Annotated in this window: 12 protein-coding genes and 1 tRNA gene; 7 read left to right on the top strand and 6 right to left on the bottom strand. The window is 61.5% G+C overall.

Annotated elements, in window-relative coordinates; translation table 11 throughout:
- Nucleotides 1–358: 358 nt before the first annotated feature.
- Nucleotides 359–2,743 (bottom strand): tetratricopeptide repeat protein, encoded by a 2,385-nt coding sequence (locus ASF70_RS08710; RefSeq protein ID WP_162237963.1) that lies wholly within the window; start codon nt 2,741–2,743, stop codon nt 359–361.
- 251 nt (nt 2,744–2,994) lie between these two features.
- On the opposite strand from ASF70_RS08710, the gene bcsN reads away from it, so the two are divergent.
- The 3 genes from bcsN to ASF70_RS08695 all read left to right on the top strand — a co-directional run bounded on the left by bcsN (nt 2,995) and on the right by ASF70_RS08695 (nt 8,767).
- Nucleotides 2,995–4,041 (top strand): cellulose biosynthesis protein BcsN, encoded by a 1,047-nt coding sequence (bcsN, locus tag ASF70_RS08705; RefSeq protein WP_162237962.1) that lies wholly within the window; start codon nt 2,995–2,997, stop codon nt 4,039–4,041.
- Between the two features lie 74 nt (nt 4,042–4,115).
- A complete protein-coding gene (bcsA, locus tag ASF70_RS08700) occupies nt 4,116–6,287 on the top strand; it encodes a UDP-forming cellulose synthase catalytic subunit (protein ID WP_062453845.1) in 2,172 nt (723 codons plus the stop codon).
- A gap of 5 nt (nt 6,288–6,292) precedes the next feature.
- Nucleotides 6,293–8,767 (top strand): cellulose biosynthesis cyclic di-GMP-binding regulatory protein BcsB, encoded by a 2,475-nt coding sequence (locus ASF70_RS08695; RefSeq protein ID WP_062579072.1) that lies wholly within the window; start codon nt 6,293–6,295, stop codon nt 8,765–8,767.
- 10 nt (nt 8,768–8,777) lie between these two features.
- Here the strand turns inward: ASF70_RS08695 and ASF70_RS08690 are convergent, their stop codons facing one another.
- A complete protein-coding gene (locus ASF70_RS08690; RefSeq protein WP_082471830.1) occupies nt 8,778–9,371 on the bottom strand; it encodes a DNA-3-methyladenine glycosylase in 594 nt (197 codons plus the stop codon).
- A 123-nt stretch (nt 9,372–9,494) separates the two neighbouring features.
- Between ASF70_RS08690 and ASF70_RS08685 the strand changes: the two genes are divergently transcribed.
- Entirely contained in the window at nt 9,495–9,935 is a 441-nt protein-coding gene (locus tag ASF70_RS08685; protein WP_062453848.1) for a DUF2231 domain-containing protein, read from the top strand.
- Between the two features lie 3 nt (nt 9,936–9,938).
- Nucleotides 9,939–11,525, top strand: a complete 1,587-nt coding sequence (locus ASF70_RS08680) for a sorbosone dehydrogenase family protein (protein ID WP_062579068.1) — start codon at nt 9,939–9,941, stop codon at nt 11,523–11,525.
- Nucleotides 11,526–11,620: 95 nt separating this feature from the next.
- On the opposite strand, the gene ASF70_RS08675 is transcribed toward ASF70_RS08680, so the two are convergent.
- Nucleotides 11,621–12,955 (bottom strand): aspartate aminotransferase family protein, encoded by a 1,335-nt coding sequence (locus ASF70_RS08675; protein WP_062579066.1) that lies wholly within the window; start codon nt 12,953–12,955, stop codon nt 11,621–11,623.
- 352 nt (nt 12,956–13,307) lie between these two features.
- Between ASF70_RS08675 and ASF70_RS08670 the strand changes: the two genes are divergently transcribed.
- Entirely contained in the window at nt 13,308–18,773 is a 5,466-nt protein-coding gene (locus ASF70_RS08670) for an alpha-2-macroglobulin family protein (protein WP_062579063.1), read from the top strand.
- An 83-nt stretch (nt 18,774–18,856) separates the two neighbouring features.
- The gene (pbpC, locus tag ASF70_RS08665) at nt 18,857–20,938 is read left to right on the top strand and encodes a penicillin-binding protein 1C (RefSeq protein ID WP_062579061.1); all 2,082 of its coding nucleotides are present in this window, start codon (nt 18,857–18,859) and stop codon (nt 20,936–20,938) included.
- Nucleotides 20,939–20,990: 52 nt separating this feature from the next.
- Here the strand turns inward: pbpC and ASF70_RS08660 are convergent, their stop codons facing one another.
- The 3 genes from ASF70_RS08660 to yacG all read right to left on the bottom strand — a co-directional run bounded on the left by ASF70_RS08660 (nt 20,991) and on the right by yacG (nt 23,141).
- Nucleotides 20,991–22,346 carry a pilus assembly protein TadG-related protein gene (locus tag ASF70_RS08660; protein ID WP_062453853.1) on the bottom strand — a complete coding sequence of 452 codons (1,356 nt, stop codon included), beginning with the start codon at nt 22,344–22,346 and terminating at the stop codon, nt 20,991–20,993.
- A 319-nt stretch (nt 22,347–22,665) separates the two neighbouring features.
- Nucleotides 22,666–22,741: transfer RNA gene (locus tag ASF70_RS08655), tRNA-Phe, on the bottom strand.
- Between the two features lie 181 nt (nt 22,742–22,922).
- Nucleotides 22,923–23,141, bottom strand: a complete 219-nt coding sequence (gene yacG / locus ASF70_RS08650) for a DNA gyrase inhibitor YacG (RefSeq protein WP_062579059.1) — start codon at nt 23,139–23,141, stop codon at nt 22,923–22,925.
- Nucleotide 23,142: the final 1 nt, after the last annotated feature.

Below are 23,142 nucleotides of genomic sequence, written 5' to 3'. Positions count from 1 at the left end.
CGTGCCGGGACAGGCTATGACCTGTCTGCGGTGGCGACGCTTATACCGCGAAGCATTTCGTAATCTGTCGATGAGAAATACCGGATTCAGACCGGTACGGCTTGGCGGCTTCATGCCTGTTGGGAGCCCTCGGGACATCCCATTCGCCGTCTATCTAATATGTATGGTTAATTCCTTGCCCGAAGGTTAACACGGGCGGTGTGAAATGCTCTTTCAAGCAAAGTCAGAAACCGGCCATAGCTCCGACTGTCCGCAAAGGTGACAACAAACAGAGGCGCAGAACAGCTCAACCAAAAGCTTTAAAACTTTCAGTAAAATCAAATGGATCTAATCTGGAAGTTCAGCTTGTGCCGGTGTTTCAATTGTCCGGCGGCCAGATCAGTTCGGCCAGCGCTCGTTGGCCGTCCTTGCTTCCGGTCGATGCAAGAGCCTGAAAAATTCTTCGCGCATCGGGCTTGCGACCGACATTGAGATAGGCGTAGCCGCGCAGGATCATCAGATCGGTCTGTTCCGGCGTGATCTGGGCGCGCTGATCGAGCGCGATGAGCGCCTCCCGGTAGCGACCGAGGTTGAAGGAGCTTTGGGCGCGATTGGCAAGAATGGCGCTCTGAAGCTCCACGGCGCGGGAGTTGGTCTGCTTGGCGGCGGCGGCGGCAACAGATGCCTGATCCGTCAGGCCTGCCCGCAGATAGGCAAGGCTTCGACCATAGGACGCATCGGAGCGGACCACGTCGGAAGCACTGTTTTGCGCGACCTCGAAAGCCTTGACGGCTTCGAGCGGCCTGTTCAGATCCATCAGGCACCAACCGCGCGATAGTGCCTGGTCCGGATTGGTCTGGCGGAGTTCCGTCAGAGCACAACCGCGAGACGGCGGCCCGGAGCTTGCCTGAGCGGATCTGGTTGCCTGGCGGACCGACGGCTGCACGGCAACAGGCTGCCGGGTTGCAGCGGCACGCTGCGGGTTGGGTTGCTGAACGCTGCGTTGCGCTGGTTGCTGATAGGGTTGTCCGTCCTGCTGCGAATAGGCTTCCGCAGTGCGATCCTCGGGCCTGACGCTCGGCAGCGGCGGTTGGCGACGGTAACCTGTCCGATCATCGACGCCCGCTACAGATGGTCTGCCGAGATTTGCAATGCGCTCTGAACGACCGCCCCAGGCACGCTGGAGAGAAGCGACACCGGCCCGGTCGCCCAGGTCGTTGCGGGTCAGCGCCAGACCATAGGCGGAGGGCTCGTCATCCGGCTTCCAGGCGAGTGCTGCCCCGAACCACTCGGCGGCCGTGCGAAGCTGCCGCATTGCTCTTGCATACCAGCCGAACTGTTGTGCCGCGTCGGCATCGCGGGCGGCGATCACGACAGGCGCCATGCGGGCCAGAACCTCTTCCTGCAGCATGGGCGGAGGATCGAGTGCAAGAAGATTGGCGACGGCGGAAAGATAGGCCGCCTTGGTGCCTTCGGAACTTTCCCGGAAACGATAGAGAACGTTTTCCGCTTCAAGCGGCGACTTCTGGCGGACCAGGGTGAGCGCCAGCCCCTCAGCAGCGGAGGCCGTCTCTTCCTTGCCATAGGCGCGCCGGAACCAGCGCTCGGCACCGCCGAGATTGTCTCTGCGATAGGCATACCAGCCCAGCAGCAGCGCGTCCGAGGCGAGCCCCTCGCGTTCCGCGAGTTGTTCGAGACGCGTGACATACTGCTGGCCGACGACCAGTTTCGCATCGTCGCCGGCTTCGTTGACAAAGCGGCGCGCGAGATCGTTTCTCAGACCCTCGAATTCCGGCTGACCACCGGCGGGAGTTTTTTCCTTTGCGAGGAGATCTTCCAGCATGGTGGAGGGAAGAAGTTCACTTGCCTTCTGCACCGTGGCGACACGCGCGGCGGTGTCCTCGCAATTGTCCAGGACGTAGAGATAGGCATCCCGGGCGCGACCCTGTCGCTCGGTCTCGGCAAAGGCTTCCGCCACCCGCCACAAGACGTCGATTTCGCTGCAGGTGAGAAGGCTCGGGTTTTCGGCCGCCATGCGGATGACGACGTCGTAATCCTTGCTGTCGGAGGCGCCGGTCAGGCTGACACGTGCTTCGGCAAGCTTTAGCCGGTCGAGGAGATCGTCCGGTGCCTGCCAGCCGCTCTCGGCAGTCTGACGGTCGGCGATTGCCTTACGCACGTCGGCAAAGCGCGACTGTGCATAGAGTTGCCACATGTTTTCGAGCTGTGGATCACCGCTTGCGCGCACAGCCAGCGGATCAGCGGGCGGAGACCAGGTCGGATAGAGCGCACGCAGGCGCGAGATCTCGGCCTGAAGCCGTGCCGTGTCGCCACGGGCAGCAAAATATCGCAAGGCGCTTTCATCCACGACGACCGGAGGCGGCGTGTTGCCGCGCTGCGCCGTCAAGTTTTCGGGACGCTGCAAGGGTGGTGGCGACGATGCGGCCGGGGACTGTGCGATCAAGGGCATGCCCGAACGCGCCGGGGAAGGCGTATCGGCCGGTTCGGTGGCGGATCCGTTCGGCAGCGTTTGCGTGATCACAAGCGCTGCTGCACCCGGAGACTGCGCGGAAGGTTCGTCGGAGGAGAGCAGTTGAGCCGTAAGCCGCTCGGTCTTGGGACGCGGCTGCATACCGTCTGCCCATGCGGGCGCGTCGGGACTGATGGCGCCGGTCAGCTGCGTCATGTCGACATTGGAGGATTGTCTATCGAGGCTCCAGAATCCAACAGCGGCGATACCTACCACCGTCAATGAGATCATCATAACCTTCATGGACTTCCGATCCCGATCCTAACCCCGACCTGTTGCCCCGCAACGAGGCGTATCAATGGCATGAACGCCATGATGTGTAAGAATGAGCTGATATGGTTAACGAACAATTTAGATTTGTTTAGCAAATTGTAAGCAAGACTCGCGATTCGCTTCGTTGCGTAGACTTTTGTGGAAGCGGAAATCGAGACGGAAGCGATCGGACGATGACTGTCCAGTAGATGCGCCATTATATGCGAGTGCCCATGACGAAAAGATCATTTGCCGAAGTTCGCCGGTTCGTACGCAGCGACCGCCGAAGCTTCGCAATTGCCATCGCAGGATTGCTGCCTCTCGTCCTGGCAAGTTGCGGCGGAGCTCCGATCCAGCCGGGCGCCCTGGTGAAGACCGTGCAGGCGGAAGAAGCCATGGTCATGCCGCCGCCATCCGGCCCCGGTATCGTCGGCGTCATCGAGCGGCGCTACGACAACGCCATCGAGCAGGAAATTCCGCTCTTCACATCCGCACTCACGCCCGGCCAGAACTTCATCAAGGCGCAGTTCTTCGGCACGAAGAGCGCGTTCAGCTACAGCTCGAACCGGCTGACGTCGAAAATGGTCTCGCAAAGCGGCACGGCTCGCGAAATGGCATCCGGGTTTCCCGGTGTACGGATGGTGCGGTCGCAATTTTACGTCCAGAACAGCTATGGCCCGTTCGGCTATGCGTTCGGGCGCGGCAGGGGCAGCGATCTTTGCCTCTACGGATGGCAGCAGATCCGCTCGCAGGCGCAGAAGATGTCGCCGGTCGATAATTACGGCTCGATCCAGATCCGCGTGCGAATCTGCGAGGCCGGCGCGACGGAGCAGGCGCTTCTCGCCTTCATGTACAATTTCACTATCAACGCCTCCGTCGACTCGCTCGGCTGGAATCCCTATGGCGATGCGAGCCCGCTTTCGCCTGAAATCGGACGAACCGGCGCTCCGACCTACCCGCGTCCTGCCTCGACGGAAGCTATCGTTCCGGTCCTGCCGCAGCGACAAGCTGCGCCGATGATCCGCCGCGCAGCCCCTGCCGCGCCGGTCCGGCCAGCCGTAGCACCGGTCGCCAGCGGCATGATGGAGCCTGTCATGCAGCCGGTGGGGCCAAGGATCCCCAGCGTTTCCGCCCTTTCTCCCGCAGGCCTCAGTCCGTCAGCGCCCTCGGACGCTGCTGCGTCCCAGAGGTCACCAACACCCGCAGCCGCTCCGCGCGTCACGGTTCCTTCGCCTTCCTGCTCGACACAGGCGGAGGGTGCCAATGTCGTATGTCGCTGAGCGTCAGGCCGGCAATCCCGTCGTGATCCTGCCAACCGTAATCCGGTCGATCGAACCGCAAAGGTAATCCGGCGATGCGTACTTTTATTTCTGCCATCGTGTGGGTTCTCGCCACGATCATGATCGTGACCCTGGTCACCCTGCCGATCAACACGCGCACCCAGTTGATCGCGAGCGTCCTGATCGTCACGGTGATGATCATCATCAAGATGCTCAACGCCGACGGCAAATGGCGTCTCGTGGCTCTCGCCTTCGGCACCGCGATGGTGATGCGCTACGTCTACTGGCGCACGACGAGCACGCTGCCGCCGGTGAACCAGCTGGAGAACTTCATTCCCGGCATGCTCGTCTACTTGGCCGAGATGTACAGCGTGATGATGCTGGCGCTCAGCCTCTTCGTCGTTGCCATGCCGCTGCCGGCGCGAAAGCCGCATGGCCGCACGGAAGGACCGCTTCCGAGCGTCGACGTCTTCGTGCCGTCTTACAACGAGGACGAGACGCTGCTTGCCAACACGCTTGCAGCCTGCCGCAACATGGATTACCCGGCCGACAAGTTGACCGTCTGGCTGCTCGATGACGGCAGCACGCTGCAGAAGCGCCGCGCCGACAACGTGGCGGATGCACGGGCTGCGGATGCGCGCTACAAGGCCCTCAACCAGCTTTGCGAAGACCTCGGCGTCAAATACCTGACCCGCGAGCGCAACGAACACGCCAAGGCCGGCAATCTCAACAACGGGCTTGCCCATTCGAGCGGCGATCTGATTGCCGTGTTCGACGCCGATCACGCTCCGACGCGCGACTTCCTCTTGGAAACCGTCCACTATTTCGAGAAGGAGCCGAAACTCTTCCTCGTGCAGACACCGCACTTCTTCCTCAATCCTGATCCCGTCGAGCGCAACCTGCGCACATTCGAGAAGATGCCGAGCGAGAACGAGATGTTCTACGGCATCATCCAGCGTGGTCTCGACAAGTGGAATGCCGCCTTTTTCTGCGGCTCCGCGGCCGTTCTCAATCGCAAGGCGCTCGAAGTCTCCAACGGTTTCAGCGGCGTCAGCATCACGGAAGACTGTGAAACCGCGCTCGATCTGCACGGTCTCGGCTGGCACAGCATCTATGTCGACCGCCCACTGATTGCCGGCCTGCAGCCGGCGACCTTCGCCAGCTTCATCGGCCAGCGCTCGCGCTGGGCGCAAGGGATGATGCAGATCCTGCGGTTCCGCTTCCCGCCGCTCAAGCGCGGGCTCTCCTTCCCGCAGCGCCTCTGCTACATGTCCTCGACGCTATTTTGGCTGTTTCCCTTCCCGCGGACGATCTTCCTGTTTGCGCCGCTGTTTTATCTGTTCTTCGATCTGCAGATCTTCACCTCGTCCGGCGGCGAGTTCCTGGTCTACTCGCTGACCTATATGATCGTGAACATGCTGATGCAGAACTACCTCTATGGGTCGTTCCGCTGGCCGTGGATTTCGGAGCTCTACGAATACGTCCAGACCGTGCACCTGCTGCCGGCTGTCGTTTCGGTCATGCTCAATCCGCGCAAGCCGACCTTCAAAGTGACGGCGAAGGACGAGTCCGTGTCCGTCAGCCGACTTTCGGAGATCAGCCGTCCGTTCTTCGTGATCTTCTGCGTTCTCGTCATTGCCTTCTTCATCAGCATCTACCGGGTCTATACCGAGCCGTTCAAGGCGGACGTGACGCTGGTCGTGGGCGGCTGGAATCTTCTCAACATCATCATTGCGGGCTGCGCGCTCGGCGTCGTTTCCGAACGTGGAGAGAAGCAGTCGTCCCGCCGTATCCGCGTCAGCCGGCGTTGCGAATTCGGGATCGGCGACCGCTGGTTCACGGCGACGATCGAGGATGTTTCGGTCAATGGTGCAGCACTGCAGATCTATACGGAAGGCGCCAGGGACATCGCGAACGGTGCCATGGGTGTGCTCCGGTTCCAGCCGTTCAGCGACCTGCCGATCAGCGACTTGCCGATCGAAATCCGCAATTTCGATACGGTCGGCGACGTGACAACGGCGGGGTGCCGCTACATGCCCCAGAAATCCACCGATCACCGTTTGATCGCCGATCTCATATTCGCCAATTCGAGCCAGTGGACACAATTCCAGACCTCGCGACGTTACAACCCGGGCCTCTTGCGCGGCACGATCTGGTTCCTGGGTCTTGCCGCCTATCAGACGACCCGCGGCCTCGGCTACCTGTTGAAGGATCTGGGCAAGAGCCAGACGACGAAGGAAGGTTGAGCGACATGATCATCAATACACGCTTCCCCCGCCTTCTCTTCGTCGCGGCCATGCTGGCATCGACCGGCGCCCTGTCGGTCTCGTCGCTTGCGCAGCAACCCGGTCAATCGCCGGCCACCGCATCATCGCCATTCGACATGGGTCCGGAGCGGTCCCGCCAAGGTGTAACCCCGACCGCGCCGCCTTCACCGCAAACCCCGGCTCCGGCACCTGTGCCACAGGTTCAACGGCCCATTCCAGCCGCTCCGAAAACGCCCGCGGCACCGGCACCGGCGGCCACCGCTTCTCCCTCTCCGGTAACGGCCCCTGCTCCTCAGGCGGCAGCCAAGGCTTCGACCGAAACGGCGCGGCGCTACCTCATCCCTGCCCCGTCGCTGCGCCTGAACGGCGAGGTCCAGCAGCGTTCCTGGTCCGTCTACCTGACCGAGGAGCAGGCGGCGACGGGTGCAAAGCTGCACCTCACATACCAGAACTCGATCGTCGTTGCGCCGGAGGCCTCGCGACTTTCCGTGACGATCAACGACGTCGAGATCTATGGCGACAAGATTGCATCGCCCGACCAGCCGTTCGAACGGGTGCTCGACATACCGCCGGGCGTTCTGAAGGCGGGCGGCAATATGGTACGGTTCGCGGCCAATCAGCGTCACCGCACCGACTGCACGGTCGAATCCACGTTCGAACTCTGGACCGACATCGACCCGAAGCGGACGTTCCTGGCGTTCGACGACGAGCGTAGCGACCGGTTCAACCGACTGGACGATGTCAGGGCGGTCGGCGTCGACGGCAGCGGAAAGACGCGGTTCCGCTTGATTGTGCCGGCGCTCGACCAGCTGGGCGCGACGGATGTTCTGATGCGGCTTGCGCAGGGACTATCGCTGGTGGGCGGCATGCCGAACCAGTCGTTTTCCTTCCAGAAAACCATTACACCCGATCTGAGGCCCGGCGAACTTGCGGTCTTCGTGGGGACACCGGACGAGCTTCGACCGATCCTTCCGAACCTGGCGGCAGCCGCTTCCAGTGCAGCCGTTGCAAGCTTTACCGATTACCCCGGGCACGGATCCTCCGCTCTGGTCCTGTCGGGACCCAGCTGGCCGGCGCTTCAGGGCCTTATCGACAGTTTCGTTGCCTCCACCGATGGCGGCAGCATCCAGCGCCGCGATACACTGGCGACCTCGAGCTGGCGCGGCATCGATACGCCATTCCTGTTTGCCGAGAAATCGATTGATTTCAATTCTCTTGGGGTCAGCAGCGAGGAGTTTTCCGGGCGGCTTTACCGTACCGAGTTCACAATCGGCGTCCCGGCGGATTTCTACGCTAACGCCTATGGCGAAGCGCGCATCCTGCTGGATGCCGCCTATGTGTCGGAGGTTCTGCCTGGCAGTCACATCGACGTCTTCGTCAATGGGAATATTGCCTCAACCGTTCCGATCACCTCGGACGGAGGCGCCATTCTGCGCCACCTGCCGATCAAGCTGACGCTGCGTCACTTCAAGCCTGGGGTCAACACGATCACGCTCGAAGCTGCGCTGCTGACCGCGTCGGACAAGGCCTGCGCGCCGGGCGCCACTGCGAATGAAAACACGCGGTTTGCTCTCTTCGGTACTTCACAGTTCGAGATGCCGGATTTCGCCCGCATTGCCCGCGTCCCCAATCTCGGCGCTACGTCGGGCACCGGCTTTCCTTACTCGACCGGCACCGAGTCCGTTCCTTTGTTCCTCGGCCGGATCGATGAAAAGACCCTCGGATCTGCGGCGACTTTCCTTGGCAAGATCGCGACCGCGTCACATCGGGCAATACCGGTCTCGGTGACGATTTCAACGGCGCGTATAGCCGGGCGCAATGCGCTGTTTGTCGGCGCGATCTCCGAATTTCCAGCCAATATCCTGACGGATCTCGGCATCGAGCAGAAAAGCCGCGGTAGCTGGGGTGAGAACAGCGATCACGTCCCGGCCGACCGGGCGTCATTGACGCTCCAGGACTGGCAGGATCGCAACGGCAACAACTTCTTCGGCCGACAGCTTTCTTCCGTGGCGGATTGGGCCAAGCGGAACTTTGACCTCTCCGCACCGATGCTGCGGTTTGCGCCGGCAGGTGACGCGATCTATGTGCCGCCGAAAACCGCCGGAATGATCATCGCACAGGAAAACGATCCGACCCAAACCGGCACCTGGACGGCAGTGATCGGCGCGACGGGCGATGAGCTTTCCGCCGGGATGGAGGCCTTTTCGGCACGCGAGGCGTGGAACCAACTCGACGGACGCGTGTCCGTGCACGATGTTTCCGAAGCAGATCCGGTGATTGTTCCGGTCAACTGGTTCCACTTCACGCCGACTGCAAACTTTTCACTCTCGAATGCACGGTTGATCGCAACGAACTGGCTGTCGGACAACATCATGTCCTACGGACTGCTTCTCGTCGCGAGTGCAATTCTCGTGGGGCTGGCAACCGGTGGACTGCTGACCCGGCTCGGTCGGAAATAGGCACGGCAGGTCAATCCCGTGCGGCTGTCGGGTCCTCCGGCAGCCCTCCCTTGCCGGTAAAGCGTCGGCTGACATGCAGCGATCCCTGAAGGCCGAACCGCCACGGCTGGTCGATACCACGCGATATTCCGATCCGCCGTCCCGCGACCACCAAGGGCGGCGTTACCGGCGGAGCAAGCCGGAAAGGCGCTTCCATGAGCGACAGGCCGTCATGCTCGATACCAATTCCCAGCGCCTGGCAGACGCGTCCGGGGCCGGAGCATAACAGCAGGGGCTCCGCCCTGCCCCGCCGGTGTTCCATCTCGGCAATGCCGTTCACGGGCTGCAAGGCCCGGATCAGCACCGCGCTGCCTGGCGTGCAAACGAAATTCACGCACCAGTGTATGCCGTAGGAACGGTAAACATAGGCATGACCGGCCGGCCCAAACATGGCAAGGTTGCGGGGCGTCGGCCCGCGAAAGCTGTGGGATGCCGGATCATCCGGCTGGTAGGCCTCGGTCTCGACGATGACGCCGCCGACGCCCGAAAGCTCGAATTCAGCGCCGATCAGGTCGCGCGCCACATCCACCGCGGACCGCGTGAAAAATCCGGCTGCCAGTGCCATGTCGTGCCTCACCATTTCTGCGGTTCATGATCCAACCTAACCACTCGATAGCGCCAAGGGAACAAAGGGCGTCGTCACGGGTTGGCGTCCATTCCCTGGCTCTTTGCCTCCCGGAGCGTTTTCATGACTGTTTTTTCTTCCGATAACAGAGACTCTGCGGCCTATCCGCTGCAGTCCCTCTTCGTTCCCTTTCCTTTCGTCTGCTTCACCCTGACACTCGGGACCGACCTGGCCTTCTGGCTAAGCGATGGTCACCTGATGTGGCAGAACTTTTCCTCTTGGCTTCTGTTTGCCGGCCTTGTCTTCGGCGGCGTTGCAATCGTCGCTGGCCTGCTGGATATGCTTCGTCCAAGAACGCGGCCGCTGCGCCCGGCATTTCTCACCATCGTCATCTATATCGTCATTCTGGCGCTGGCTTTCCTCAACAGCCTTGTTCACGCCGGCGACGGCTGGACGGCCGTTGTGCCTTACGGACTGGCGATTTCTGTCGTCACATTCGTTCTCTCGGTTTTCGCCGCCGCGATTTCCGCCCGCAAGTATTCCCGCCTGGCCTGGAGGATCTGATCCATGAAGCCGTCCCGCATTCTCTTTGCCTCCGCGCTTTCGCTGTCGCTCGGCACCGCCTTGCCGGCCTTTTCCCAAAGCAATGACTTCGACGTCAACTCGCAGATTGGGCCCGATCCTGTCCTGCCGGAACCATCGCACCCGCTCATCCCCGACCTGAAAGTCGCGGAAGTGATCGGCTGGAAGGATGGCGAAACGCCGAAGGTTCCTGAAGGCCTGAAGGTTACCGTTTACGCCAAGGATCTTTCGAGCCCGCGCACCGTCCACACGCTTCCGAACGGCGATGTGCTTGTCGTGCAATCCAAGGCACCGGCAGGCGAGCCGACCTCGAGGCCGAAGGATTTCATCCGCGGCTGGATCATGTCGATCGCCCACGGCGATATTGGCGCTGAGAAGGAAACCAATATCATCACTCTGCTGCGCGATACCAATCGCGATGGCACGGTCGATGAACGGCACGACCTTCTGACCAAGCTCGATTCCCCGTTTGGCCTGGCTTGGGTGGACAATACGCTCTACGTGGCCTCGGCCAGCGCCGTGATCGCCTACCCTTATGAACTCGGCCAGAACGAGATTACCGCGCCGCCAAAGGTGCTGACCCCGCTTCCTGGCGGGCCAATCAACCACCATTGGACTAAGGATCTGGCGCTCAGCCCCGATGGCAAGATGCTCTACGTCTCGGTCGGCTCGAACTCCAATATCGTGGAGAACGGGCTCGAGGCTGAAAAGGGCCGCGCCGCGATCTGGCAAGTCGATCGTCAGACGGGGGCGGCACGCGTCTTCGCATCCGGCCTACGCAACCCGAATGGTCTTGCCTTCAACCCGGATACGGGCGTTCTCTACACCGTCGTCAACGAGCGTGATGAACTCGGTCCGAACCTGGTGCCGGACTACATGACGTCGGTGAAGGAAGATGGCTTCTACGGCTGGCCGTGGAGCTACTACGGCAACCATGTCGACGTTCGCGTTCACCCGCCACGGCCGGACATGGTCGAAAGGGCGATCGCGCCGGACTACGCGCTGTCCAGCCATGTCGCAGCACTCGGCCTGACGTTTTCGGCCAATTCCGCCATGCCGTCCGCCTTCGCAAGCGGTGCCTTCATCGGCGAACATGGCAGCTGGAACCGGGATCACTTCAACGGCTACAAGGTCATCTATGTGCCCTTCGAAAAGGGCAAGCCTGTTGGCAAGGCACAGGACGTCGTGACAGGCTTTATCGAGAACGATCAGGCGCGCGGCAGACCTGTCGGTGTCGGGATCGATGGAACGGGGGCGCTTCTGGTTGCCGACGATTCCGGCAACACGGTCTGGCGGGTCGCCAATGCCGACGGCACGGTCATTCCGCAGCCGATCGGCACCGACCAGACCGCGGCAACCGCACAGCAGGCCGCGACCACCGACAAGACGGATCGGGCACCGGTCGCGGCAGTGAGTCCTCCGGCCAACGGGACGACCGGCTCCACGGAACCGGCACTCGCCGCACCAACCGCCCCTGCAGAAGAGCGGCTGACCGGTCAGGCCCCAGTGTCCGGTAAAAGTGATACGCTGCAGCCGTCGCAAACCGACATTGCGCCAGCAGCAAGGCCCTGATCCGGAAACGGTCTCGCGCTTATCGACGCTAGACAGACGAACTCATGTGCAGCCGGTACCACCTACCGGCTGCACTTTCTTTTTAAGGTCGCCCGTCATGCCGCGCGCTTGAGTGCATCACCGAGCATCGAGACGATGGTGCCGATCTGCTCCTTTTCGATGATCAGCGGCGGCGACAGCGCGATCGTGTCGCCCGTGACTCGGACCAGCAGCCCCTTCTGGAAGCAATCGACGAAGACATCATAGGCACGTGCGCCCACAGCGCCTTCGCGCGATGCCAGCTCGACGGCGCCGACGAGGCCAAGGTTTCTGATGTCGATGACGTGCGGCAGGCCTTTCAGCGAGTGCAGCGCCTCTTCCCATTCGCCGGCAAGACCGGCGGCGCGGGTCAACAGGCCCTCTTCCTCGTAGATTTCCATGGTCGCGAGACCGGCGGCGCAGGCGACCGGGTGGCCGGAATAGGTATAGCCGTGGAACAGCTCGATCGCGTTCTCTGGTCCTGCCATCATGCCATCATAGATGGTGCGGCTGGCAAAGACGGCGCCCATCGGGATCGTGCCGTTGGTAATGCCCTTGGCGGTGGTGACGAGATCCGGCACGACACCGAAGTAATCCGTGCCAAACGGCATGCCGAGACGGCCAAAGCCGGTGATGACTTCGTCGAAAATCAGAAGAATGCCGTGTTTCGTGGCCGTTGCGCGCAGCTTTTCGAGATAGCCCTTGGGCGGCAGGATGACGCCGGCGGAGCCTGACATCGGCTCCACGATCACAGCTGCGATGGTTTCCGCCCCGTGCAGTCCGACGAGACGTTCGAGATCGTCGGCAAGTTCGATGCCATGCGCGGGCAAGCCCTTCGAGAAGGCGTTGCGCTCGATATCGAGCGTGTGACGCATATGGTCTGCCGGGATCTGCGGAAAGACACGGCGATTGTTGACGAGACCGCCGACCGAAATGCCGCCGAAGCCGACGCCGTGATAGCCCTTCTCGCGACCGATGAAACGGGTGCGGGTCCCCTGCCCGATCGACCGCTGATAGGCAATGGCGATCTTGAGCGCGGTATCGACAGATTCGGAACCGGAACCGGTAAAGAAGACACGATCCAGCCTGGCGGAGGCGCCGCCCGGCGCATGCTCCGCCAGTTTCGTGGCGAAATCGAACGCGATGGGATGACCCATCTGGAAGGTCGGGGCAAAATCCATGGTGGTGAGCTGACGTTCGACGGCCTGTGCGATCTTCTTGCGACCATGGCCGGCATTGCAGCACCACAGCCCCGCCGTGCCGTCGAGAACCTTGTTGCCGTCGACATCGGTGTAATACATGCCATCCGCCTGCGCGAGCAGACGCGGCGTCGCCTTGAACTGGCGGTTTGCCGTAAACGGCATCCAGAAATTGTCAAGATTGAGCGCGTTTGTCTTGCTCGCGTGGTCCATGAAAGCCTCCTGTTCGATAGGGTAGATGTCACGGATTTTTTGGTGGCGAACAAGTCTTTTTGTGGTGGGGGGGCATCTCGTGCGGGAGTGGCCTCCGAAAGCGGATGTCAATCTGGGTGAAATGCCTCCCCCGCTCAGGGCTATGCGGCCGAATACCGAGGCGTAGATTGTCGCGACGAGGAAAACAGTGTGCTGTCATCTCGATAGCCTCAACCTCGGATCAAACGTTGTCGAATCGATCAGCGTAGAAATAGTCAAAACTGCATCTGCTGGTTGGCTTTACTTCCGTTGACAAGTGCTTACTCAGATCCGACAACATAACTTGGACGGCAGCCACCGGGGGGACTTTTTGATGTCTAGGCGCGCGATCTTCGGACTTTCCGCATTGTTGTTTTCGTCTCTCGTTCTGGCGCTGCCTCTGACTGCGGCGGAGCGGCGGATAGAGACCACGGCGGATGGGGACTATTCGGGTTTTGATCTGCGGACCGTCAAGAATGTCAGCCAAGGTCAGTGCGAAACCGCCTGTATCGGCGACAACCAGTGCCGCGCCTTTACCTATAATGTCAAAGCCAAGTGGTGCTTCCTCAAGTCCGACCACGCTCAGCTCAATCCGTTTATAGGCGCGGTTGCCGGCAAGATCGTCGAAGTGGCGGCAGAGCCGGATATCGGAGCGGCGCCACGGCTCTCCTTTCTGACGGAAGAACTGCTTCAGCAGGCCCGCGAGCAGAAGGATGGCCTGACGCTTGGTGACAACCAGCAGGGCCGGGATGTCGAAAGACTGAAGACCGACGCGCAGGCCGAACTTCTCGCAGGCCGGTTCGATAACGCGATCTATAATTACAAGGGTGCCCTCTCGCTCACACCTGAAGATGGCGCGCTCTGGATCGAATTTGCCCGCGCCGCCTCCACTGCCAACGGCAACAGCTCTGCAGACGGCGATGCAACGCTTGGCGCCATCAACGGCTATCTTCTGACCCGAACGACCCAGGCAAGAGCCGATGCGCTTGCCGTTCTTGGCGCAGCGCTTGCCAAGCAGCAGGCTTACCGCCAGGCGATTTCCGCCTACAAGCAGAGCCTTGCGCTGGTCAGCGCCCGCACGGTGCAGGCTTCCTATAACGACCTTCGCGAGCGTCACGGTTTTCGCGTAACCGGCAACACGGTCGATGCAGACAGCGCCAATCCGCGCGCCTGCGTTCAGTTTTCCGATCCTCTGGTGAAGGCCGGCGTCGACTATGCGCCCTTCGTCACGCTGGATGGCAAGGCGCCGAAGGCGATGGAAGCCAAGGACAACCAGATCTGCGTCGAGGGCCTGACCCACGGCCAGCGTTACAAGCTGTCGCTGCGGCGCGGCCTTCCCTCCTCCGTCGATGAACCGCTGCCAGCACAGGTGGATCTCGACCTTTACGTCAAGGATCGTTCGCCTACGGTGCGGTTTACCGGCGACAGTTTCGTGCTGCCATCCACGGCCCGGCGCGGCATTCCGATCGTTTCGGTCAATACCGAAACGGCCGCTCTCAAGCTTTACCGGATCGGCGACCGCAATATCGCGCCGCTTCTGACGGACTCGGAATTTCTGACCCAGATGAGCGGCTACACCGCCGACCGCATCGAGCAGGAAAACGGTGAACTCGTCTGGCAGGGCACGATCGCTCTTGGGCCCGAATCCAACCGCGAACTCAACAAGGATGTGGCGACCAGTTTTCCGGTCGACGAGGCGCTGCCGAGCCGCAAGCCTGGTGTCTATGTGCTGACAGCATCGGCCGCCAACGCCATTTCGCAGGAATGGGATAACAAGGCGACCCAGTGGTTCGTCGTTTCCGATATCGGGCTGACGACCTATGCCGGCACCGACGGGCTCAGTGTGTTTGCCCGCTCGCTCGGTTCGGCCAAGCCGATCGCCGGCGTCGATCTGCAGCTTCTTGCCAAGAATAACGAAGTGCTCGGTACCGCAAAGACCGATGGCGATGGCCGTGCCACGTTTACGGCCGGCCTGATGCGCGGGACCGCGGCCATGGTGCCGGCGGTGCTGACGGCGCAAAACAGCGGCCAGGACTACGTCTTTCTCGACATGACCCGCGCCGGTTTCGATCTTTCTGATCGCGGCGTCACCGGCCGGCCGGCACCCGGCGCGATCGATCTCTTGCCATGGACCGAACGCGGCATATACCGGCCAGGCGAGACGGTGCATGCGAGCGCCCTTGCCCGCAATGTCGATGCAACCGCGATCGACAACCTGCCGCTCACCTTCGTCTTCCTGCGCCCTGACGGCGTCGAGGACCGCCGCATGGTGAAGTCAGGCGCGCTCGGTGGCTACACGCTCGATCTCGCCCTGCAGGACACGTCCATGCGCGGCACCTGGACGATGCAGGTGTTTACCGATCCCAAGGGCTCGGCGATCGGCGAAAAGACGTTTCTGGTCGATGATTTCGTGCCTGATCGCATCGAGTTCGACATGACCAGCGCTGCGAAGGAAATCGTGGTCGGCGAACCGGCTACGGTCGAGATCGACGGACGTTTCCTCTATGGCGCACCGGCAGCGGGACTTGGCCTGGAAGGCGAAATTGCCCTCAAGCCGACCCGCGAAAATGCGGCCTTCCCGGGCTACCAGTTCGGTCTTGCGGACGAGGAACAGGCGGAAACTGTCCGCATTCCGCTCGAGGCACTCGACGATACCGATGAAGACGGCAAGGCATCGTTTCCAGCAGATGTCGCGGAGCTTCCCTCGACCACCAAGCTGATCAATGCGGATATCGTCGTGCGCATGAAAGAATCGGGCGGCCGCGCGATCGAGCGGACCCTGTCGCTGCCGGTCAAGGCGGATGGACCGCGGATCGGCATCAAGCCCGAGTTCTCCGGCGACCTGCCCGAGGGCGCGGTTGGCAGTTTCAACGTCATTCTCGTGGACGAGACCGGAGCAAAGCAGGCCGCAAAAGGCCTGCCGTGGAAGCTGGTCAAGGTCGAGCAGGACTATCAGTGGTATCGCGAGGGGAGTTCCTGGCGCTACGAGCCGATCACCCGCACCAAGCAGGTATCCAATGGCAGCGTTGACGTAACTGCTGACGGCGGCCGGATTTCGGTTCCGGTCGCATGGGGCCGTTACCGCCTGGAAGTCGAGACGGTCGATGCTGGCGGCCCGGCCTCAAGCACCGAGTTCGATGCCGGCTGGTTCGTGACCGCCACGTCGACCGAGACGCCGGACGCGCTGGAGATCGCCCTCGACAAGCCGAGCTACAAGGTCGGCGATACTGCCAAGCTCAAGGTTTCCTCGCGTTATGCCGGCGAACTGATGATCATTGCAGGCTCCGAGCAGCTGACCGCGGTCAAGACGGCAAGCCTTGCGGAGACCGGCGGAGAGATCGAGATCCCCGTCACGGCCGAATGGGGAGCCGGTTCCTATGTGACCGCGACACTCTACCGCCCGGGTGCTGCGCGTGAAAACCGTATGCCGATGCGGGCGATCGGCGTGACCTGGCTGAAGGTCGATCCGGAAGCACGCGATCTCGCGGTCGCGATCACGGCACCGGATAAAACCCTGCCGCGCCAGCCATTGGATATCTCAGTCGCCGTAACCGGTGCCGGCGCCAACGAAGATGCCTATATGACGGTGGCAGCCGTCGATGTCGGCATCCTCAATCTCACCCGCTACGAGCCACCGGCGCCGGACGACTGGTATTTCGGCCAGCGCCGTCTCGGGCTCGAAATCCGTGACATCTACGGCCGGCTGATCGATGGCTCGCTTGGTGCTACCGGTCGCCTGCGCACCGGTGGTGATGGCGGCAGCATGGCACTGCAGGCAAGCCCGCCGAAGGAAAAGCTTGTCGCGTTCTTCTCGGGCCCGGTGAAGCTTGATGCAGAAGGCAAGGCGAACGTCTCCTTCGACATCCCGCAGTTCAACGGTACTGCCCGGGTGATGGCCGTCGCCTGGTCGAAATCCGGGGTGGGTCATGGGGTGAAAGACGTCATCATCCGCGATCCGATCGTCGTGACCGCCAGCCTGCCGCGCTTTCTTGCGCCGGGAGACGACAGCAACCTCAGACTGGACATCGTCAACACCGACGGACCCGCAGGCACCTATGATCTCGGCGTTACGACAAACGACCCTGTTGCGGTCGGCCAGAGCGCGATCAAGCCGGTCGAACTGGCGGCCGGCGGAAAAACGAGTGTGACGCTGCCGCTGGTGGGCATCGGGCCGGGTGACGGCACTGTTTCGATCCGGGTCTCGAATGCTTCCGGCCTGTCGGTCGATCAGGTTCTCAACATCCCGGTTCGCCCGGCGGCCATGCCGGTGACGGAGCGCCGGCTGGTGGATCTGAAGCCCGGCGCAAGCGTAACGGTGGATTCCAACCTTCTTGCCGACAGCGTGCTTCAGGGCGCCTCGGTCAGCGTCAATGTCAGCCGCTCCAACGCGTTCGATATTCCGGCGCTGCTGATGAGCCTCGACCGCTATCCCTACGGCTGCGCCGAGCAGACGACAAGCCGGGCACTTCCGCTTCTCTATCTGAGCCAGATGGCAGTTCAGAACGGGCTTGCCGATGATGCCGAGGTCAAGAAGCGCGTGCAGGACGCGATCTTCCGCGTGCTCTCCTTCCAGGCATCGGCTGGCAGTTTCGGGCTTTGGGGACCTGATGGTGCCGGCACCGATCTCTGGCTGGATGCCTATATTACCGACTTCCTGTCGCGGGCCCGCGAACAGGGTTTCGACGTGCCTGAAAAGCCGCTCGTCCAGGCGCTTGAAAATCTGCAGAACACTCTGGCCTACACAACCAATGTCGCCGACCAGGGCAATCAGATCGCCTATGCGCTCTACGTGCTGGCGCGCAACCGAAAGGCTGCGATCAGCGACCTGCGCTATTATGCCGATACGATGCTCGGCGACTTCCCGACACCGCTTGCCAAGGCGCATATCGCTGCAGCGCTTTCGCTTTACGGCGATGCCCAGCGCTCGCGCACCATCTTCAACGACGCGCTGCAGATGTCGGAAGATGCGCAGATCAAGAAAGTCAGCCTCAGCCGTTCGGATTACGGCTCCTCGCTGCGAGATGGTGCAGCGGTTCTGGCGCTGGCCGCCGAAAGTCGGCCGGTGCCGCCGATCGTGCCTGCACTTGCCAATGTCGTTGCCAAGGAATGGGTGGCGAAGAAACATACAAGCACGCAGGAACAGACCTGGATGCTGCTGGCGGCCCGGGCCTTGCAGAACGGCGACGAAGACCTGCGTCTCAGCGTCAACGGCGCGGCCCACATCGGGACGCTGATGTCGCAGATGCCAGGCGACGTGCTGCTCGACCATCCGCTGACGGTTCGCAACGACAGCAAGGATAAGCTGTCTGCCGCCATCACCACGGTTGCCGCCCCGGCGCAGCCGTTAGCTGCCGGCGGCGATGGTTTCGAGATCACGCGCACCTATTACACAATGGATGGCGAGGAGGCGAATGTCAGCACGGCGCAGCAGAACACGCGTTATGTCGTCGTTCTCAACGTCACGGAGACAAACGACTGGCCGTCGCGCATTGTCGTGACCGATCTCCTGCCGGCGGGTTTCGAGATCGACAATCCGAGCATCGTCAACAGCGCCAGCCTTGCCAATTTCGACTGGATCGAAGAGGTGCAGGCCGCCCATACGGAGTTCCGCAACGACCGTTTCGTTGCAGCCTTCAACCGCGCAGAAGGTGACAACCGCAAGATCACGCTCGCCTATGTGGTGCGCGCCGTGACACCCGGCACCTACGATCATCCGGCGGCACAGGTGGATGACATGTACCGGCCGCAGCTTTCCGCAAGGACGGCGATGGGCAAGATGGAGGTGGTTGCGGCGCCGTGAGATCCGTTTGCCGTCCTTCCCGGGCGGCAGCGTGCACAGGGCGAAGTCGAGGCAATCAGCGGCAGGACGACAAGAAGAATGCCATGAGACGCAGATGGACGTATTCGTTGGGTCTTGGTTTTTTCGTCGCGCTCGCGGCGGGGCTGGCGATTGCGCTTGACGCTGCAGACCGTGCCTATCCGCCACCGCTCGATAAGGCGCAAACCGTATCGGCAGAGGTGCTCGATGCCGACGGGCTTCTGCTCCGTGCATTTGCCACACCCGAAAGCCGCTGGCGTCTCAAAACCTCGATCGCGGATGTCGATCCGCGGTTCCTGAAAATGCTTGTCGCCTATGAGGACCAGCGGTTTTACCAGCATGGCGGCATTGACCTGAAGGCGATGGGCCGCGCCGCGGTCCAGCTTCTCGTCAACGGGCGGATCGTTTCCGGCGCCTCGACGCTATCCATGCAGGTCGCGCGTCTGATCGAGCCCCGGGAAGCCCGGTCCTATTCGGCAAAGCTCCTGCAGATCGCCCGCGCCATCCAGATCGAGCGCCGCCTCGACAAGCAGGAGATCCTCGAGCTCTATCTCACCTACGCGCCCTATGGCGGCAATCTCGAAGGCGTGAGGGCTGCAAGCCTTGCCTATTTCGGCAAGGAGCCGGGGAGACTGACGGTGGCGGAAGCCGCTCTGCTCGTCGCCCTGCCGCAATCGCCGGAAAAGCGGCGGCCGGACCGGCACCCGCAATCGGCCATGCGGGCCCGTCAAGGCGTTCTCTCAAGGCCGGCCGTGGCGTCGCTGACGGGTGAAGGGGAAGCGGAACGGGCATCCCATGACGGGCTCCCCCGGCGCAGACTGCAACTGCCGGCGCTTGCCGCGCATATGGCGGAAGCCGCAATCCGTAAACAGCCCGGGGTGCCGCGATACCAGAGCACGCTGAAACGCGGCATTCAGCAGAAGCTGGAAGACGTCGCGAGGGAAGCTTCGGCGAAGCTCGAACCGAAGGCATCGCTCGCCATGGTCATGGCGGATGCGATGACGGGCGAGATTGTCGCCCAGGTCGGTTCGGCCGACTATTTCGATGCCAGCCGCGCCGGCTGGATCGACATGACACGGGTGCTGCGGTCTCCGGGTTCGACCCTGAAGCCCTTCATCTACGGACTTGCATTTGAACAGGGGCTGGTGGCGCAAGAGACGATGATCGAGGATCGCCCCGCCGATTTCTTCGGCTATCGGCCGAAGAATTTCGACATGAGCTATCAGGGCGATGTCACGGTGCGCCAGGCGCTGCAGCTGTCGCTCAATGTTCCGGCAATTCGTCTGCTCGATGCCGTCGGCCCGTCGCGCCTGATGATCCGCTTCAGACGGGCAGCGGTGCATCCGGTGCTTCCGCCGAACGAGGCGCCGGGCCTTGCGATCGGGCTTGGCGGGGTCGGCATCACGCTAAAGGATCTGGTTCAGGCCTATGCCGCTCTGGCCAACGGCGGCCAGCCCGTTCGGCTCGGCAACGGCATCGACACTGTCGCGGCACGTCTGGACAGCGAGCCCTTGCTGGAGCCACAGGCGATCTGGAACGTCACGGACATCCTCTCGGATGTGCTGCCGCCAACCGGAAGCCGCCGCCTCGGCATCGCCTACAAGACCGGCACGAGTTACGGATACCGCGACGCCTGGTCGGTGGGTTATGACGGACGCCATGTCCTGGGTGTCTGGGTCGGGCGGCCGGACAATGGTGCGGTTCCCGGCATCGCCGGCTACCAGACAGCGGCGCCTATCCTGTTCGAGGCATTTGCCCGCTCCGGCGTCGCGATCACGCCGCATCCCTCGCCACCATCAGCCACGGCACGGCTGGCGCAATCCGACCTGCCGATCGGCCAGCGGCGCTTCTCGATGACGGCAAGCGGCCTGATCAGCGCCTCGACCCGCGAAGCCGCCCCGCAGATCGTCTATCCCCCCGAGGGTGCCAAGGTGGATCTCGGCGCCCAAACCGGCGAGATCTCGCCGCTGGTGCTGAAACTGCAGGGCGGCCGCCCGCCGTTCCGCTGGCTGGCCAACGGAAAACCCCTCACCGATCTTTCCCGCCGCCGCACCAACAACTGGTTACCCGAAGGCGCGGGCTTCTCGACACTGACGGTGATCGATTCCGCCGGCCGGGCTGCAACCGTGCGGGTGTTCGTGGAGTGAGGGCAGGTTAGGCCAGGAGTGAACCGGACCGAGATCGGAATGATCAGGCCCGTCAGCTTGTCAGCCGTACACGGCCCACGATCTTGCGAAACAAGACATCCATTGCCTCGCTTATGCCGTCGGTCGGACTGACCTCGAAATAGTAGCCTTCCGTGGCGCAAGATTGCATCTGCGTCGGAATTTCCTTCTGAAAGGGTGCGATCCACTTCTTGTAGAAACCGTCTTTGGGCAGAGGCAAATAGGTTGTGTACAGGACTGCGACCTTTATTCCGCGCGCCTTCAGGGCGTTGCAATGACTGGCATTCAACGGCTCCATGCAGCGATCGCCGTTGGATGATGAAAGCTTCTTTGTACAATCGGAACGGTATGCGTCTCCAACGCCGTCCGCGACAAGGAAAACGATTGGCTGTCTATCCGCCGAACTGCTCCCGTCACCGACGGTTTTGATCTTTTGGCCGATCTTGGACAGTATTTCATTGTAGTCGGTCTGCCCGTTCGGCGACGAATGGCTCGGAACGCTCATCAGCTCAATCATCTTCGTCGCCTTTGCCACGGAGGTGAAATTGCTCGTCGGCTCGGAAACGGTATATAACTGGGCATCGGCAGAGGTTTGTCCGAACGTATAGGCACCGATCTTGAATTGGCCGGAAACGGTCTGAGTCTCCTGCGCCGTTGTCATGAGCGCGGAGACCGCCTCCGCGACAACGTCGATGCGGATGGTCGCGCCAACTTCTTTGGCGAGATAGTAATAGCTGTTTTTGTCGGCGACACCGCTCGTCGAAACGATGTGGCATGCAAAAGCGCAGTTGGCGTCCTTGCCTTTCCCATCCGATCCATTCTTCGTTGCAGCTTCCAGTTTCGCCACGTCGTCGGCAGTCGCGCCGACCCCCATCGATGGCGTGTTGTCCAGCAGCATGTAGAAATCCAGAAAACTCGGTATCAGGTAGGCTGCGGTCGCTTGCCCCGAAATCGCCATCTCGTCATTGCCGAGGATCCGCGTAAAGGTCGTGGGTAGAGTGGCGGCGTATTTCAGTCTCGATGTGACGACGCCGTCGGACTTTACCAGCTCCAGCTTGACGTCGATCAGCAGGCTCGACAAACCTTCCATGTTGTCCCCATATCTGGCCGACAACTGAGATTTGAAGATTTTCTTGGCTTCGGTGTCCGCGATGGCGACAGTACCGTCCTCGGCCATTTTCATGGCTTTTGCGACCGCTGCGGATTTTTCGGAGACAGCAGCAAGTACCGCAGCATCCGCAGCGGCATCGAGATAGGATTTTGCCTCCAGGGCGCGTCCGAAATCGATTGCCAATCCGACACTACCGATCAAAGGAACCATGATAAGGCCGGTGAGCACGCCGAAATTGCCCCGGGTGCAGGAAAAAATAGACCTCAATTTTGCAAGCATAAACCGCAATCTGCCTTTTAGTTTTTATAGCGGCATCATGCTGCATTTCGATCAGAGCATTCGATCAGCTCCCACCGTTTCAAATGTTTGTTACTAAAGTAGCGAATTGAAATTGTTAACGAAACGTGTTTTTGCGGCGCCCGGTCTCGTGGCCAGTGGTGGGGAACGGGAGGCCGCTCACCAAAGAAGTCGGCCGATCCTTGTGGAGTAGCATTTTTGACGAACAGCAGGTGAGTGGTAGAGATGCCCGGATCTGCAAAGACGAGACAAATCGCCTTCAACTGGACTCGATCAACAGAGGCATTTTCTTGATAAAAAATGGTGCCCGGAGGCGGATTTGAACCACCGACACGCGGATTTTCAATCCGCTGCTCTACCAACTGAGCTATCCGGGCATCCGGGCTTTATGCAAGCCGTTCCGGTCCTTGGTTGACCGGCCAGGGTTTGTATCCCCGGGAAGCGAGCGGGGTTATAACATCTTGTTCGGCCATGTCCAGCACCCCGGACGACTTTTTTGAAAGGTTTGTGAAAAACCTGATTTCATGAGCGAAATCAAAGGCCGAACCGGACGAGGATCTAGTCCTCGTAGTTGTCGGCTTTGCTTTCATCGTCGGCCACGGGGATGGCGTAGCTGCCCTGCAGCCAGCGGGAGAGATCCAGATTGCGGCAACGGTCCGAGCAGAAGGGATAGTGTTCGCGCGCGGAAGGGCGGCTGCATTCGGGACAGGGCCTTGCCTTGCGCAAAGGCTCCACCTTGCCGCCTGTCGTGATGTCCTTGTTTGAAGTTTCAGCCATA

Origin of the sequence: Rhizobium sp. Leaf321 (genome assembly GCF_001423215.1) — a bacterium.
In the GTDB taxonomy this organism is placed as follows: domain Bacteria; phylum Pseudomonadota; class Alphaproteobacteria; order Rhizobiales; family Rhizobiaceae; genus Neorhizobium; species Neorhizobium soli.
The sequence above is the reverse complement of the archived record's forward strand: the minus strand, read 5'-3'. Positions and strand labels throughout refer to the sequence as shown.

What these genes read in the sequence shown, in the direction of transcription:
- ASF70_RS08710 (WP_162237963.1), bottom strand. Translation starts at nt 2,743, where the DNA reads ATGATGATCTCATTGACGGTGGTAGGTATCGCCGCTGTTGGATTCTGG.
- yacG (WP_062579059.1), bottom strand. Translation starts at nt 23,141, where the DNA reads ATGGCTGAAACTTCAAACAAGGACATCACGACAGGCGGCAAGGTGGAG.
- ASF70_RS08695 (WP_062579072.1), top strand. Translation starts at nt 6,293, where the DNA reads ATGATCATCAATACACGCTTCCCCCGCCTTCTCTTCGTCGCGGCCATG.
- ASF70_RS08680 (WP_062579068.1), top strand. Translation starts at nt 9,939, where the DNA reads ATGAAGCCGTCCCGCATTCTCTTTGCCTCCGCGCTTTCGCTGTCGCTC.
- ASF70_RS08670 (WP_062579063.1), top strand. Translation starts at nt 13,308, where the DNA reads ATGTCTAGGCGCGCGATCTTCGGACTTTCCGCATTGTTGTTTTCGTCT.
- bcsA (WP_062453845.1), top strand. Translation starts at nt 4,116, where the DNA reads ATGCGTACTTTTATTTCTGCCATCGTGTGGGTTCTCGCCACGATCATG.
- pbpC (WP_062579061.1), top strand. Translation starts at nt 18,857, where the DNA reads ATGAGACGCAGATGGACGTATTCGTTGGGTCTTGGTTTTTTCGTCGCG.
- ASF70_RS08685 (WP_062453848.1), top strand. Translation starts at nt 9,495, where the DNA reads ATGACTGTTTTTTCTTCCGATAACAGAGACTCTGCGGCCTATCCGCTG.
- ASF70_RS08690 (WP_082471830.1), bottom strand. Translation starts at nt 9,371, where the DNA reads ATGGCACTGGCAGCCGGATTTTTCACGCGGTCCGCGGTGGATGTGGCG.
- bcsN (WP_162237962.1), top strand. Translation starts at nt 2,995, where the DNA reads ATGACGAAAAGATCATTTGCCGAAGTTCGCCGGTTCGTACGCAGCGAC.
- ASF70_RS08660 (WP_062453853.1), bottom strand. Translation starts at nt 22,346, where the DNA reads ATGCTTGCAAAATTGAGGTCTATTTTTTCCTGCACCCGGGGCAATTTC.
- ASF70_RS08675 (WP_062579066.1), bottom strand. Translation starts at nt 12,955, where the DNA reads ATGGACCACGCGAGCAAGACAAACGCGCTCAATCTTGACAATTTCTGG.